Origin of the sequence: Streptomyces spiralis (genome assembly GCF_014654675.1) — a bacterium.
GTDB classification, from domain to species: Bacteria; Actinomycetota; Actinomycetes; order Streptomycetales; family Streptomycetaceae; genus Streptomyces; species Streptomyces spiralis.
The window spans coordinates 127,677-143,219 of the sequence record NZ_BNBC01000003.1 but is presented as its reverse complement, the minus strand read 5'-3'; the positions used below and the strand labels follow the sequence as shown (position 1 = coordinate 143,219).

General features: G+C 72.3%; 10 protein-coding genes and 2 pseudogenes. 7 read left to right on the top strand and 5 right to left on the bottom strand.

Annotated features, from left to right (window positions below; translation table 11 throughout):
- Positions 1-2 precede the first annotated feature (2 nt).
- The 3 genes from IE318_RS04930 to IE318_RS04920 all read left to right on the top strand — a co-directional run bounded on the left by IE318_RS04930 (position 3) and on the right by IE318_RS04920 (position 5,738).
- A complete protein-coding gene (locus IE318_RS04930; protein WP_189896769.1) occupies positions 3-1,571 on the top strand; it encodes a sodium:solute symporter in 1,569 nt (522 codons plus the stop codon).
- A 110-nt stretch (positions 1,572-1,681) separates the two neighbouring features.
- On the top strand, positions 1,682-2,857 hold the full coding sequence (locus tag IE318_RS04925; RefSeq protein WP_189896767.1) for an anhydro-N-acetylmuramic acid kinase: 1,176 nt from the start codon (positions 1,682-1,684) through the stop codon (positions 2,855-2,857).
- 25 nt (positions 2,858-2,882) lie between these two features.
- Positions 2,883-5,738, top strand: coding sequence for an FAD-binding and (Fe-S)-binding domain-containing protein (locus IE318_RS04920; RefSeq protein ID WP_189896764.1), 2,856 nt, complete (start codon positions 2,883-2,885; stop codon positions 5,736-5,738).
- Positions 5,739-5,791: 53 nt separating this feature from the next.
- Here the strand turns inward: IE318_RS04920 and IE318_RS04915 are convergent, their stop codons facing one another.
- Entirely contained in the window at positions 5,792-6,487 is a 696-nt protein-coding gene (locus tag IE318_RS04915; RefSeq protein WP_189896762.1) for an MOSC domain-containing protein, read from the bottom strand.
- 57 nt (positions 6,488-6,544) lie between these two features.
- Positions 6,545-7,198: a GntR family transcriptional regulator gene (locus IE318_RS04910; RefSeq protein WP_189896759.1), complete on the bottom strand. Its 654-nt coding sequence runs from the start codon at positions 7,196-7,198 to the stop codon at positions 6,545-6,547.
- Between the two features lie 163 nt (positions 7,199-7,361).
- Here IE318_RS04910 and IE318_RS04905 point away from each other — a divergent pair.
- From IE318_RS04905 to IE318_RS04885, 4 genes and pseudogenes are all read left to right on the top strand, one after another.
- Positions 7,362-8,053: pseudogene (locus IE318_RS04905) on the top strand (serine hydroxymethyltransferase); the annotation flags it as partial.
- Positions 8,053-9,300 carry a sarcosine oxidase subunit beta family protein gene (locus tag IE318_RS04900; RefSeq protein ID WP_189896757.1) on the top strand — a complete coding sequence of 416 codons (1,248 nt, stop codon included), beginning with the start codon at positions 8,053-8,055 and terminating at the stop codon, positions 9,298-9,300. The pseudogene IE318_RS04905 and the gene IE318_RS04900, both read left to right, overlap by 1 nt.
- Before the next feature lie 26 nt (positions 9,301-9,326).
- Positions 9,327-12,511 (top strand): annotated as a pseudogene (locus tag IE318_RS04890) (sarcosine oxidase subunit delta family protein).
- On the top strand, positions 12,501-13,094 hold the full coding sequence (locus IE318_RS04885) for a sarcosine oxidase subunit gamma (RefSeq protein WP_189896749.1): 594 nt from the start codon (positions 12,501-12,503) through the stop codon (positions 13,092-13,094). Before IE318_RS04890 ends, IE318_RS04885 begins: the two are co-directional and overlap by 11 nt.
- A 51-nt stretch (positions 13,095-13,145) precedes the next feature.
- Here IE318_RS04885 and IE318_RS04880 read toward each other — a convergent pair whose 3' ends face one another.
- The 3 genes from IE318_RS04880 to IE318_RS04870 form a co-directional block, all read right to left on the bottom strand.
- Entirely contained in the window at positions 13,146-13,349 is a 204-nt protein-coding gene (locus IE318_RS04880) for a hypothetical protein (protein WP_189896747.1), read from the bottom strand.
- A gap of 325 nt (positions 13,350-13,674) precedes the next feature.
- On the bottom strand, positions 13,675-14,775 hold the full coding sequence (locus tag IE318_RS04875; RefSeq protein WP_229903338.1) for a sensor histidine kinase: 1,101 nt from the start codon (positions 14,773-14,775) through the stop codon (positions 13,675-13,677).
- Entirely contained in the window at positions 14,775-15,437 is a 663-nt protein-coding gene (locus IE318_RS04870) for a response regulator transcription factor (RefSeq protein ID WP_189896745.1), read from the bottom strand. The genes IE318_RS04875 and IE318_RS04870 overlap by 1 nt, the downstream gene beginning before the upstream one ends.
- Positions 15,438-15,543 lie beyond the last annotated feature (106 nt).

Below are 15,543 nucleotides of genomic sequence, written 5' to 3'. Positions count from 1 at the left end.
GCGTGCGCCAACTCGACCTCGTGGTGGTCGTCGTCTATCTGGTGGCGATCGCCATGATCGGACTGCGCCTGGCCGGCCGCCAGAAGACGTCGAAGGACTACTTCGTCGGCGAAGGACACATGCCGTGGTGGACCGTCTCGTTCTCCGTGGTGGCCACCGAGACCAGCGTGCTCACCGTCATCAGCGTCCCCGGCGGCGCGTACAGCGGACAGGGCTTCGGCAACGTCGAACTCGCGCTGGGTTACGTCATCGGCCGTGTGGTGGTGGCCACCGTGCTGATCCCGCTCTACAAGCGGGGCGGTTTCGTCAGCGCCTACCAGTACCTGGGCAGCAGATTCGGGCTGAAACTCCAGGGTCTCGCCTCGGTGACCTTCGTCTTCACCCGGCTCCTGGCCGAGGGCGTCCGGCTGTTCGCCTCCGCGATCCCGATCAAGCTGCTGCTCGACGAGTTCGGCGTGCACACCAGCTACCGGGTCATCATCATCGTGCTCACCCTGATCACCGTCGTCTACACCTACCTCGGCGGCATCAAGGCGGTCATCTGGACCGACGCCATCCAGATGGGCCTCTACCTGGGCGGCGCGATCCTCGCCATCGCCGTGCTCTCCGGCCACGTCGGCGGTGACGGATTCTCCAGCGCCCTGCACACGGGCCACTTCAAGCTCTTCGACACGAACTTCGATCTGGCGCACGTCCTCACCAGCCCGTTCGCCCTGCCGACCGCGATCATCGGCGGCGCGATCTTCGCGATGGCCAGCCACGGCTCCGACCAGCTGATCGTCCAGCGCGTCCTGGCCACCCGCTCGCTGCGCGACGGCCAGAAGGCCATGATCGCCTCGGGTGTCTTCGTCACCCTGCAGTTCGCCGCCTTCTCCCTCGTCGGCGCCCTGCTGTGGTCGTACAACCAGGGCAAGAGCTTCCAGGACCTGGGCCTGACCAGCTCCGACAACCTCTACCCGAACTTCATCCTGCACGGGCTGCCCGTGGTGATCTCCGGCCTGCTCGTCGCGGGCATCCTCGGCGCCGCGATGGGCTCGCTGTCCTCGGCGCTGAACTCCATGTCGAACTCGACGGTCGCCGACATCATCCACAGCTTCTTCCGCGGCACGCCCTCCGAGGAGTTCCTGCTCAAGCTCGCCCGCGTGATGACGCTGGTGTGGGCGGTGCTGATGGCGATCTTCGCCTGCGCCTTCAGCACCAGCACCGGCAACGTCTACCTCACCGGCCTGACCATCGCCGGCTACACCTACGGCGCGCTGCTCGGCGCGTTCCTGCTCGGCCGGCTCGTCCGCCGGGCCAACGAGATCGACTCCATCGTGGCGTTCCTGGTGACGGTCGGCGTCATGACGTACATCGTGCGCGACGTGAAGATCGACGTGACCGTGGCCGGTGCCACCGTGCCGACGGCCATCGCCGCCCAGTGGCTGGTGCCGCTCGGCGTGCTGATCACCCTGGTCGTCGGTGGCCTGATGAGCCTGTTCCACCGTGCCCCCGAGATCGCCGAGATCCCCGCGGGCGACGACGAGCCGGGCCTGGGCCCCGACCGGGTCGTGGCCGCCGGCCAGGAGTGACCACCCGGTGCGGGGCCGCCACCACGGCGGCCCCGCACCGACACCTGGAGGAGAACAACCGTGCCGCAACCGACCCCGCCGGCGTGGCGGAACGTACACCGGGAGACGCCGTGCGTGTGATCGGCCTGATGTCGGGCACCTCCTACGACGCCATCGAGGCCGCCGCCGCGGACCTCACCCTGGACGGCGACACCCTGCTGCTGCGTCCCCTCGGCCATCTGTCCGTCCCCTACCCGCACGAGGTGCGGGACCTGATCGCCGCCACCCTGCCGCCGGCCACCACGACCACCCAGGCCGTGTGCGCCCTGGACACCGGCATCGGACAGGCCTTCGCCGACGCCGCCGAACGCGCCCTGCGCGACCTGTGCGACGGCGACGCCGACCTCGTGGTCTCCCACGGCCAGACCATGCACCACTGGGTCGAGGACGGCACCGTCCGCGGCACGCTCCAGCTCGGCCAGCCGGCCTGGATCGCCGAGGCCACCGGGCTGCCGGTCGTCTCCGACCTGCGCAGCAGGGACGTGGCCGCGGGCGGGCAGGGCGCCCCGCTGGTCGGCATGACCGACACCCTCCTGCTGCGCGCCCTCCCCGGCGCACCCGCGGCCCTCAACCTCGGCGGCATCGCCAACGTCACCGTCCTCGCGCAGGGAGCCGAGCCGCTGGCCTTCGACACCGGCCCGGCCAACGCCCTGCTGGACGCGGCCGTACGGCACTTCACCGACGGCGCCGCCGCCTATGACGAGGACGGACGCCGGGCCGCCGCCGGCCACACCCACCCCGAGCTGCTCCGCATCCTGCTGGACGACCCCTACTACCGCAGGCCCGCCCCGAAGAGCACCGGCAAGGAACACTTCCACCTGCCCTACCTGCACAGGGCGCTGGACGCACTGCCCACGCCCGCCCCCGGACCCGACGACGTACTCGCGACCCTGACCCGGCTGACCGCCGTCACCGTCGCCGACGCCTGCCGCGCCCACGGGGTCACGGAGCTGGTCGCCTCCGGCGGCGGCACCCGCAACCCCGTGCTGATGCGCATGATCGCCGAAGAACTGCCCGGCGTGCCGCTGCGCCCCAGCGACGACCTGGGCCTGCCCTCCGACGCCAAGGAGGCCCTTGCCTTCGCGATCCTGGGCTTCCTCACCGCCCACGGCCTCCCCGGCACACTGACGTCGGGCACCGGAGCGCGCCGGGCCACACTGCTGGGCAGCATCACCCCGGGCCGGGCGCCCCTGCGTCTGCCCGAACCCGCCGCACGACCGCCGCGCCTGCTGCGGATCGCCCCCTGACCTCCCACTCCAGCACCGAGGACCCATGAGCCGCACCGCCGCCACACCGCCCGCCCCGGCCGCCGGTCTCGCCGAACTCCTGGCCGGGTGCGTCAGCGACCCGGCCAGGGTGAGCACCGAGCTGCCCCGCCGCATCGCGGCCGCCCACGACGCGTCGCCGTACCTGTTCACGCCGCGGGCCGTCGTGCGCGCCGCGTCCGCGGCCGAGGTCGGCGCCCTGATGGCCGGGGCACGCGCGGCCGGACTGCCGCTGACCCTGCGCTCGGGCGGCACCAGCCTGGCCGGTCAGGCGGGCGGCGACGGCATCCTCGTGGACGTCCGCAGCCACTGGCGCACCGCCGAGATCCTCGACGAGGGCCGGCGCATCCGGCTGCAACCGGGCCTGACGGTACGGCAGGCCAACGCGCGCCTCGCCCGGTACGGCCGCCGGCTCGGCCCCGACCCGGCCAGCGAGTCCGCCTGCACCATCGGCGGCCTGGTGGCCAACAACTCCAGCGGCATGAACTGCGGCACCCAGGACAACGCCTACCGGACCATGGAGTCCCTGCAGTTCGTGCTGCCCTCCGGCACCGTGGTCGACACCGCGGCCCCCGACGCCGACCAGGCGCTGCGCGCCCGCGAGCCCGAACTGCACGCGGGACTGCTGCGGTTGCGCGACCGCGTCCGCACCTCGGCCGCGTCACGCGCCACCATCGAGCGGCTGTTCTCCATGAAGAACACCATGGGGTACGGCCTGAACTCGTTCCTGGACCACTCCGAGCCGGCCGACATCCTCGCCCACCTCATGATCGGCAGCGAGGGCACCCTGGGATTCGTGGGCGAAGCCGTCTTCCGTACGGTCCCCCTCCTGCCGCACACCGCCACGGGCCTGCTGGTGCTGCCCGGACTCGCCGACGCCACCGACGCGCTGCCCGCACTGCTGGCCGCGGGCGCCCGCACCGCCGAACTCCTGGACGCCGCGTCGCTGCGCGTGGCCCAGCAGTCCCCGGATCCCGTGGACGAACTGCGCGGCCTGCGCGTCGAACGGCACGCCGCCCTGCTGGTCGAGTTCGCCGAGGACAGTGCCGAACTGCTGGAGGAGAGGGTGGCCACCGCGCAGCCGGTCCTGGACCGCCTGCCCGCCGTCACCGGCACGGCACTCGTCCGCGACCCGCGCGTGCGGGCCCGGCTCTGGCATCTGCGCAAGGGCCTGTACACCGCGGTCGCGGGCGCGCGCCGTCCCGGCACCACCGCGCTCCTGGAGGACATCGCGGTGCCGATGGAACGGCTGACCGGCACCTGCGAGGGCCTGATCGGCCTCTTCGACCGGCACGGCTACCAGGACGCGGTGATCTTCGGGCACGCCCGCGACGGCAACCTGCACTTCATGCTCACCCAGGACTTCGACTCCGCCCAGGAGACCGAACGCTACGCCCGGTTCACCGACGCCATGGTCGACCTGGTCCTGGACGCCGGCGGCACGCTCAAGGCCGAGCACGGCACCGGCCGCGCCATGGCCCCCTTCGTCCGCCGCCAGTACGGCGACGAACTGCACGACGTGATGCGCGAGCTGAGGCGCCTGTGCGACCCGCACGGCGTCCTGAGCCCCGGTGTGCTCCTGGAGGACGACCCGGCCGCGCACCTGCGCAGCCTCAAGAGCGTCCCGAAGGTCGACCCCGCCGTGGACGCGTGCGTGGAGTGCGGCTACTGCGAGCCCGTCTGCCCCAGCGCGGACGTCACCACCACACCTCGTCAGCGCATCGCCCTCCAGCGCGAGATCGCGCTGGCCACCGCCGCCGGTGACGACGAACGCCGCCGCGTCCTGGAGGCCGACTACGCCTACGCGGCCGTCGACAGCTGTGCGGCCGACAGCCTCTGCGTCACCGCCTGCCCGGTCACCATCGACACCGGCGCGGTCATGAAGCGCCTGCGCGCCGAACGCCACGGCGCCACCGCGCAGCGCGCCGGGAACGCCGCGGCCCGGCACTGGGGCACGGCGGTCAAGGGCGTGCGCGCCGCGCTGGACACCGCCCACGCCCTGCCCGCCCCCGCGCTGCGTGCCGCCACCGGGGCCGTGCGGCGGCTCGGGGCGGGGGAACTCGTGCCCGCCTGGAGCGACGACATCCCGCGCGGTGGCCCGCCCCGCCCCGCGCCCCGGCGGCCCGCGACGGCACGCGCGGTGTTCTTCGCCGCCTGCATCGGCAGCGTCTTCGCCCCCGAGGCGGCCACCGGGGAAACAGGTGGCGCGGCGGCCGCCTTCCTACGGCTGTGCGAACGGGCAGGCGTTCCCGTCACCGTGCCCAGCGGGCTGGCGGGCCTGTGCTGCGGAACACCCTGGCAGTCCAAGGGGTACACCGCCGGGCACCGCACGATGGCCGCCCGCACGCTCGAGGCGCTGTGGGAGGCGAGCGACCACGGCCGGCTGCCCGTGGTCTGCGACGCCTCCTCGTGCACCCACGGTCTGGAGCAACTGCTCGACGCGGTCCCGGAACCGGACCGCACCCGCTTCGCCTCCCTGCGCTTCGTCGACAGCGTCGTCTTCACCGCCGAGCACCTGCTGCCCGCCCTGCCCGAACCCCGCCGCCTGGCCGGCCTCGCCCTGCACCCGACCTGCTCCACCGTGCACCTGGGCATCGACGGCTCCCTGCGCGCCGTGGCCGCGGCCGTGAGCGACACGGTCACCGTTCCCGAGAACTGGGGCTGCTGCGCGTTCGCCGGCGACCGCGGCCTGCTCCACCCGGAGATCACCGCGGCGGCCACGGCAGCCCAGGCGGCCGAGATCACCTCGGGCGCGTACGACGCGTACGCCTCCTGCAACCGCACCTGCGAGATGGGCATGACGCGCGCCACCGGCCGCCCCTACCGGCACGTACTGGAACTCCTCGACGAGGCCACCTCCTGAGGAGGCCCGGCGTGCGCCTGCCGCCCGGGCCCACAGGGAAGTCGGACCCACCCTCAGAGCCAGCGCGCCGTGTCGCCGACACGGACCCGGCCCGGCGTCTCGACCGCCGCGTACACGCCGAGGGTGTTGCCCAGCTCGCGGGCGACCCAGCGCAGCACGGAGCGGTCGTGCGGGACGGTCGGAGTCTCCTTGGTGATCATCACACAGCGGTCGCATCCCTCGGTGAAACGCAACCGCAGTGAGCCGATGGCCATCCGGCGGCCGATCCACTCGTGTTCGGGGTACCCGCCCGCCCGGTCGCCGTCCACCTCGCCGGGGACGTCGTCGAGCACCAGGCTGGGCCGGAACCGGCTGGCGTCCAGCGCACTGTCCGGCAGCGCCGCTCCCAGGCTGCGCAGCGCCGTCGTCGTCATCACATGGAGCGCGGCGTGCGGCGGGTGCGGCGGCCGGTGCTCGGCCAGGGTGACCTTGGCCTGGACCGCGGCACTGAGCCGGTCGGCGGCGTCGGGCGCATCGGAGCGGAACCGCCGGCCGTCCGGCAGGATCAGCTCGGCCAGGCCCGGCCCGACGGCGACCGCCCGCAGCCGCATGAGCGCCGGAATCGCTCCGGCCCAGGTGACTTCGTCCCGCTCGTCGTGAACGGCGACGCTCCGGTCCCCCTCGATGCCCAGCGCACCGACCGCGGCGTCGGTCAGCCGCTCACCGCCCACCGACTTCACCGGATACCGCCAAATCTGATCGACCCGCATCCATCGCCCCCTTCGTTCCGGTCGTCCAGCAGAAACCGTTCTCGCCCGCGCCGGTGATCAGATGACGCCGCGGATCGCCGTCTCGAAGCCCTCCACGTGGCCGGCGGCCAGCGCTCGGGCCTTCTCCGCGTCGCGGTCCACGATGGCGCGCAGCAGCGGTCCGTGCTCGTGCACATGCCCCGCGAGTCCCGGCAGCCGGTCGAGGAAGAGGCACCAGATCCGCGTGGCCAGGTTGTCGTACCTGATCAGGGTGTCCTCGAGGTAGGGATTGCGGGTGGCGGCGTAGATCGCTCGATGCAGGGTCATGTCGAGCCGGATCAGGTCGTCGTCGCTGTCGGACGACTTCGCCAGCCGCGTGAGCAGGCGGGTGAGTTCGGCGCGGTCGGCGTCGCTCGCCCGCTCGGCGGCCAGGCCCGCGGCGAGGGGCTCGAGCTGCAGGCGTACTTCGGAGATGTGGCCGAGATCGGCAATCTGCACCTCGGTGGCGAAGGTTCCGCGCCGGGGGTAGGCGACGATGAGGCGTTCGTGCTCCAGCCGCTTGAGTGCCTCGCGGACCGGGGTGCGCCCGAAGCCGAGCTCGGCGGCGATCCGGTCGTCGTTGATCGGCTCGCCGGGACGGATCCGGAGGGTCACCAGACGGTCCGCGATGGAGCGATAGGCCTGGTCGGCCAGCGTTCCAGGTCTCTCGGCGGCGAAGGTCGACGACGTCACACCCACATCCCTCCCTTGACGTGGCCCGATCCACTCTCCTAGCGTATCGCAACGGAGCCATTGATATATCAGTCGCCTTTCAGTCTCCCATCACTCGACGACTAGTCGTCCGGTTTCGTTCGAGGGAGTCCTCATGACTGTCCAGACCCCCGACCCGCGAGCGGCCCACTTCGCCGGCCTGGTCGCCGCGGGCCTGCACCCCTCGCCCGTGCCGCACGCCCACGTGGTGACCACGACCACCCACAAGACCCTCGGCGGCCCCCGCGGCGGGGTGATCCTGTCCACCGCCGACCTCGCCAAGAAGATCACTCCGCCGTCTTCCCCGGCCAGCAGGGCGGCCCCCTGGAACACGTCATCGCGGCGAAGGCCGTGGCCTTCAAGATGGCCGCCCAGCCGGAGTTCGCCGACCGTCAGCGCCGCACCCTGGAGGGCGCCGCCATCCTCGCCCGGCGGCTGCTCGCCGAGGACACCAAGGCCGCCGGCGTCAGCGTGCTCACCGGAGGCACGGACGTGCACCTGGTCCTGGTGGACCTGCGCCGCTCCGAGCTCGACGGCCGGCAGGCCGAGGACCGGCTGCACCGGATCGGCATCACCGTCAACCGCAACGCCGTCCCCTTCGACCCGCGCCCGCCCATGGTCAGCTCCGGGGTCCGCATCGGCACCCCCGCCCTGGCCGCCCGCGGCTTCGGCGCCGAGGAGTTCACGGAGGTCGCCGACATCATCGCGACGGCCTTTCTGCCCGGCTTCGACGACCGGGTGGCCGCCGCCCTGCGCGCACGCGTCCGGATCCTGACCGAGCGCTTCCCGCTGTACCCCGTCGACCCGCAGTTCGCGGCCCAGGAAGGCGCTCAGTGATGCACCCGTACGACAACGCTCAGGCCACACCCGGTGACGTCCTGCCCGACCACCCCGACTTCCTGTGGCGCAACCCCGACCCCAAGCCGTCCTACGACGTCGTCATCGTCGGCGGCGGCGGGCACGGCCTGGCCACCGCCTACTACCTCGCCAAGAACCACGGCATCACCGACATCGCCGTGCTGGAGAAGGGCTGGCTCGCGGGCGGCAACATGGCCCGCAACACCACCATCATCCGCTCCAACTACCTCTGGGACGAGAGCTCCGGCATCTACGAGCACTCGCTGAAGCTGTGGGAGACCCTCGAGGAGGACCTCGACTACCCCATCCTCTTCAGCCAGCGCGGCGTCCTGAATCTCGCCCACAGCCTCCAGGACGTCCGCGACAGCAAGCGCCGCGTCTACGCCAACCAGCTCAACGGCATCGACGCCGAGTGGCTGGAGCCGGAGGAGGTCGCCGAGGTCTGTCCCATCGTCAACACCTCGCCGGACGTGCGCCACCCGGTGCTCGGCGCCACCTACCAGCCGCGTGCCGGCATCGCCAAGCACGACTACGTCGCCTGGGGCTTCGCACGCCGGGCCGACGCCTACGGCATCGACCTGATCCAGGACTGCGAGGTCATCGGGATCGACGTCCAGGACGGCCGGGTGACGGGCGTGTGCACGACCCGCGGCCGTATCGCCGCCGGGAAGGTCGCCCTCGCGGGCGCGGGCCACTCCTCCGTGCTGGCCGCCATGGTCGGCCTGCGGCTGCCGCTGCAGAGCCACCCGCTCCAGGCACTGGTCTCGGAGCTGCTGGAACCGGTGCATCCGACCGTGGTGATGTCGAACGCCGTGCACGTGTACGTCTCCCAGGCCCACAAGGGCGAACTCGTCATGGGCGCCGGCATCGACAGCTACAACGGCTACGGCCAGCGCGGCTCCTTCCACATCCTGGAACGCCAGATGGCCGCCGCACTGGAGCTCTTCCCCGTCTTCGCCCGCGCCCACATGCTGCGCACCTGGGCCGGCATCGTCGACGTCACCCCGGACGCCTCACCCATCGTCGGCCTCACCCCCGTCGAGAACCTGTACCTCAACTGCGGCTGGGGCACCGGCGGTTTCAAGGCCACACCAGGAGTCGGCTGGGCCTACGCGCACACCGTCGCCACCGGCGAACCGCACCCCTACAACGCCCCCTTCAGCCTCGACCGCTTCACCACCGGCGCCCTGGTCGACGAACACGGCGCGGCCGCCGTCGCCCACTGACCACCGCCCCAGCCAAGGAGACCGACATGCAGCTCATCACCTGCCCCTGGTGCGGTCAGCGCGAAGAGATCGAATTCCACTACGGCGGGCAGGCGCACATCGCCTACCCCGAGGACCCGTACGCGCTCGACGACGAGCAGTGGGCCCAGTACGTCTTCTTCCGCGACAACCCCAAGGGCCCCTTCGCCGAGCGGTGGGTGCACGCGGCCGGCTGCCGACGCTGGTTCAACGCCCTGCGCGACACCGTCACCCACGAGTTCCTCGCGGTCCACGACATCCGCGCCCAGCACCCCCTCACCACCGGCACCGCACCTGCCGCACACCAGCGCAAGGGCCAGGAGGTCAGCTGATGACCAACCCGTTCCGGGCCCGCGGCCACGGTCACATCGACCGCGACACCACCCTCACGTTCACCTTCGACGGCCGCCCCTACGCCGGCCACCCCGGCGACACCCTCGCCTCGGCGCTGCTCGCCAACGGGGTGCACCACGTGGCCGGCAGCAGCAAGTACGCAAGGCCGCGCGGTGTCCTGGCCGCAGGTGTCGAAGAGCCCAACGCCCTCGTGCAGATCGAGGCCCCCTTCCCCGAGCCCATGCTCACGGCCACCACCGTGGAGCTCTACGACGGCCTCGTCGCCCGTGGTCTGTCCGGCCAGGGCCGCCTGAGCGGCGAGCCGGACCCGGCCCGCTACGACACCATGCACGCCCACTGCGACCTGCTGGTCGTCGGCGCCGGCCCCGCCGGTCTCGCCGCCACCCTGGCGGCCGCCCGGTCCGGCGTCCGCGTGATCCTCGTCCACGAACTCCCGCAGCCCGGCGGCTCGTTGCTGGGCAGCCAGGAACTGCTCGACGGCCGGCCCGCCACCGAGTGGGTCGGCGCCGTAGTCGCGGAACTCGACACCTGCCCCGACGTGCGGGTACTGCGGCGCACCACGGCCTTCGGCCACTACGACGACGGACTCGTCCTGGCCCTGGAGAAGCGCACCGACCACCTCGGTGCCGCGGCGCCCGCCCATGTCTCACGGCAGCGCGTCTGGCGTATCCGCGCGAAACAGGTCGTGTACGCCACGGGCGCCTACGAGCGTCCGGTCGCCTTCGACGACAACGACCGCCCCGGCATCATGCTCGCGGGTGCGGCGCGCACCTACCTCAACCGCTTCGGCGTCCTGCCCGGACGGCAGGCCGTCGTGTTCACCACCAACGACAGCGCCTACCCGGCAGTGCTCGAACTGGCCGACGCCGGCGTGCGCGTCGCCGCGGTGATCGACGCCCGCGACGACGTGCCGGCCCACTGGCGCACCGCCTGCGACGAGCGGGGCATCGACATCCGCGCGGGCCATGTCGTCACCGGAACCAGCGGCGTCGAACACGTCTCGCGGGCCCATGTCGCCCCCTTCGGCCAGGGCCGACTCGGCGACCGGCAGGGCATCGACTGCGATCTGCTGCTCGTCTCCGGCGGCTGGAACCCGGCCGTGGCCCTGTTCAGCCAGGCCCGCGGCAGCCTCCGCTACGACGCCGCGATCGGCGCCTTCGTCCCCGCCCAGGACCTGGACGCAGTCCGCACGGCGGGATCGGCCACGGGGACGTTCACCCTGGCCGGCTGTCTCGCCGACGGCGCGGACGCCGCCCGCCGGGCCCTGTCGGCGCTCGGCACGACCGGCCCGACGATCGCCCTGCCGGCCACGAGTCCGCAACCGGATGCAGCGCCCACCCGTGTGCTGTGGCGGGTCCCGAGCCCGCGCGACGGCCAGGACGGCGCCCACCAGTTCGTCGACCTGCAGCGCGACGCCCTCGTCTCCGACGTACTGCGGGCGACCGGGGCGGGCCTGAGGTCGGTCGAACACGTCAAGCGCTACACCACGATCGGCACCGCCCACGACCAGGGACGCACCTCCGGCGTGATGACGTCGGGCATCGTCGCCGAGGCGCTGGGCGTGGACGTCGCCGACCTCGGCACCATGCGCCTGCGTCCGCCCGCCGTCCCCGTGGCCTTCGCAGCGTTCGCGGGCCGCAACCGCGGGGAGCTGTTCGACCCGGTCCGCGTGACCGCGCTGCACCCCTGGCACGTCGAGCACGGCGCCCTGTTCGAGAACGTCGGCCAGTGGAAGCGCCCTTGGTACTACCCCAAGGCGGACGAGACCATGGAGGAGGCGGTGCTGCGCGAGTGCCGGGCCGCCCGCACCGGAGTCGCCATGATGGACGGCTCCACCCTCGGCAAGATCGACGTGCAGGGCCCGGACGCCGGCGTACTGCTGGACCGGCTCTACACGAACATGATGAGCACCCTGAAGGTGGGCCGGATCCGCTACGGCGTGATGTGCGGCGTCGACGGCATGGCCCTCGACGACGGCACCGTCATCCGGGTGGCCGAGCAGGAGTTCCTGCTCACCACGACCACCGGCAACGCCGCCAAGGTCCTCGAGTGGATGGAGGAGTGGCTCCAGACGGAGTGGCCCGACCTGCGGGTGCACCTCACCTCCGTCACCGAGCACTGGGTCACCATCCCCCTGGTCGGCCCCCGCTCCCGCGACGTGCTCGCCCTGGTGGCCCCCGGCCTGGACGTCGACAACGACGCCTTCCCGTTCATGTCCTGGCGCGCCGCGGACGTCGCCGGCATCCCGGCGCGGGTGTGCCGCATCAGCTTCTCCGGTGAACTTGCCTACGAGATCAACGTCCCCGCCTGGCACGGCATCACCGTCTGGAAGGCCCTGTTCGAGGCGGGCAGCCCCTTCGGCATCACCCCGTACGGCACCGAGACCATGCACGTGCTGCGCGCCGAGAAGGCCTACCCGATCATCGGTCAGGACACCGACGGCACCATCACGCCCCAGGACCTGGGCATGTCGTGGGTGGTGTCCAAGAAGAAGCCCGACTTCATCGGCAAGCGGTCCTTCTCGCGCCGGGAGAACCGACGCGACGACCGCAAGCAGCTGGTGGGCCTGCTGCCCGCCGACGAGCAGCTCCTGCTGCCCGAAGGCGCCCAGATCATCGCCACCAGCGACATCCCGGCACCGCCGGTCCCCATGCTGGGTCATGTCACCTCCAGCTACCGCAGCGACGCCCTGCGGCGCACGTTCGCCCTGGCCCTGGTGCGCTCCGGAACCCAGCGCATCGGCGACACCCTCTACGTCCCGCTGGACGGCCGGACGATCCCGGTGACCGTGACCGACCCCGTGCTCTTCGACAAGGAGGGAACTCGCCGTGACGGTTGAGACGCCCACTCGCTTCAGCCCGCTCGCCGCGTGGCAGGACCCCCTGGCGCAGCTGCCCACCGGGGTGCAGGTCCGGGAACTGCCCTGCCTGACCCAGCTCACCCTGCGGGTGGAACCCGGCAGCACCGCGGCCAAGGCCGTCGAGGCGGCCCTGGACATCACGCTGCCGGGCCCCGTGAGCGCCGAGATGTCGGGCGACGTCAAGGCGCTGTGGATGGGCCCGGACGAATGCCTGCTGGTCGCCCCCGACGGGCCGGCCGACGACCTCATCGGCCGGCTGCGGGCGGCCATCGGCGACGAGTTCGCCACCGTCACCGACGTCTCGGCCCAGCGCACGACCCTGGCGCTGTCCGGGCATCTGGTCCGCACGGTGCTCGCCCAGGGCTGCGCCGTCGACCTGGATCCGCGGGTGACGCCCGTCGGCTCGTGCCTGAACACGCTGCTGGCGCAGGCGCCGGTCACCCTGGTCGTACGCGGTGAGGCGGCCTCCAGCGTCTGGCTGCTGGTCCGCTCCTCGTTCGCGTCCTACCTGGCCACCTGGCTCGTCGACGCCTGCACGGAATACCGGGACGGCGACGGATGAGCATCAGCACACGGCAGTAACGACGTCACGGCGTGCAGGATGCTGCCGGGGTCAGCGGCCGCTGTACGCCGAGATCGTCCTGGTGGCCTCCGGCCACCCCGACTCCGGCCGCAGGCCGCGGCCCAGCACGCCGTTCGAGCACAGCGCCCGGAAACCGGCCCGGCGCCCCGCGTCCGCACGGCAGAACGAGTGACGCGGGGCGGCGCAGGCTGCCGCGGGACGGGTGTGCCGTTCACCGACGGCGGCGTCACGCAAGCGGTCGGCGTGCCTGACGTCCAGGACGAGGCGCTCCGGGTTGTGGAGCGTGAAGGCGTGGTAGACGGGGGTGGGCGCGGAACGCGGCCCCGAAGCCGACCACGCCCTCGAAGTCGCCGGTCAGGGCCAGCCCCTGAGCTGGGTCAGAGGGATCTTCACCAGCCTAGGGGCCTTCCGCCGGCGGCAACCCCTCGTTGAACAGGAGGTACGGAACTCCTGGCAGATCAGCTTGTGCGGCAAGGGAGTACTGGGGGACCCGAACGGGGTGCCATGTGGGGCCGTGCGATGCTGTGGTCCCTGAGAGGGAGTTCGACGCGGTGACGGGTCAGCGGAAGGCCACTTCGACGTGTAGGCCTCCTTCGAGGCCGGGGCGAGCGGTCAGCGTGGCGCCGTGGGCCTGGGCGATGGCGCGCACGATGGCGAGGCCGAGTCCGTGGCCGCCGGCGGGGCGCACGCGCGGGCTGGCGATCCGCTGGAACGGCTGGAAGAGCCGCTCGACCTCGGCAGGGGGGATGTCCGGGCCGGTGTTGCTGACCGCGAGCCAGGCCTCGTCTCCCACCAGGTCCGTGGTGATCTCGACGTGCCCGCCAGGGGTGTTGTGGCTCAGCGCGTTGTCGACGAGGTTGACCACCAGCCGTTCGATGAGCCGGGGGTCGCCGGTTGCAAGTGCCCGGCCGAGCGCGGCGTCGATGGTGATGCCGCGGCGTTCGGCCTGCTGCCTGCGGCCGGCGATGACGGTGGCGGCGATCTGGTCGAGATCGACCGATTCCCACTCCTCGACGCCGTGTTCGCCGGTGGCCAGGGTGAGCAGCGCCTCGATGAGGCGTTCTTGCTGATCGCCGAGGCGCAGTGCTTCTTCGCAGGCCCCCCGCAGGTCTTCAATGCCGGCTTCGGGGTCGGCGAGGGCGACCTGCAGGAGGGCGCGCTGTCCGGCGAGCGGGGTGCGCAGTTCGTGGGAGGCGTTGGCCACGAAGTGGCGCTGGGCCTCGAAGGACGCCTCCAGACGCGCGAAGAGGTCGTCGAGGGTGCTGCCCAGGTCGGTGAACTCGTCGCCCCGGCCGTCGAGGTCGAGGCGGCGGCCGAGGTTGCCTGCGGAGATCTCCTGGGCGGTGGTGGCGATGGCACGCAGGGGCCGCAGGAACCGTCCGGCCAGCCACCAGGCTCCGGCGAGCGCAACGGCAGCGGCGGCCAGCCCGATGGCGGCGGGGGCGAGGTCGAAGTGGCGGCTGCCGCCGACGTGGTCGACACCCGCAGGGGCGCCGGCGGGGGCCCGCGCTGCCGTGTGCCCGTACAGGAGGTTGGTTGCCAGGAGCACGGCGGCGAGCAGTGCGAGGAAGAACCCCGAATACAGCAGGGTGAGCTGGGCTCGGAGCATGGGCCGCCGCCTGCGGCGCAGCAGGGACATGACCTTCTCGTACGGGCGCATCAGGCGTGTCCGATCCGGTAGCCGCCTTCGCGGACGGTGTGGATGACCGGCGGGTTGCCGAGCTTTGCGCGCAGCCGGCGGATGGTCGTCTTGACGGCGGTGGTGAAGGGGTCGGCCCGCTCGTCCCAGACCCGTTCGAGGAGCTCTTCGGCGGAGACCGCGCGGCCGCCGGAGGCCAGGAGGCATTCGAGGACGGCGAATTCCTTCGGGCTGAGCTCAAGGCGCCGCCCGGCGCGCAACGCGACGCGCCGGGCCGGATCCAGGGTGAGGTCCGCCGCGCTCAGGGTGGGCGGCGTCGCCGGGGTGGAGCGGCGGGCCAGGGCGCGCACGCGGGCGACGAGTTCGGGGAAGTCGAACGGCTTGGGCAGATAGTCGTCGGCGCCCAGGCCGAGGCCGTCGACGCGGTCTTTGAGCGTGCTCGCCGCGGTGAGCATCAGCACCCGGCTGCCGCAGCCGTCGGCCACGATGCTCCGGCACACCTCATCGCCGTGGACGCCGGGCAGGTCCCTGTCCAGGATCACGACGTCATAGCGGGTGATCGCCAGGTGCTCCAGCGCGTCGCCGCCGTCCAGGACCACGTCCACCGCCATGCCCTCGCGGCGCAGGCCGGTGCCGATCGAGCGGGCCAGCACCTCGAAGTCCTCGACGACTAGCACTCTCACGAACGTCCTCCGCTTCGGTCCGGGCGGCTGCCTTCACCCCCACCATGCCAGGGCCCCGGTGTCAGCCCGGTGTCGGCAGCCGACACCGGGCTGACACCGGCCGTGT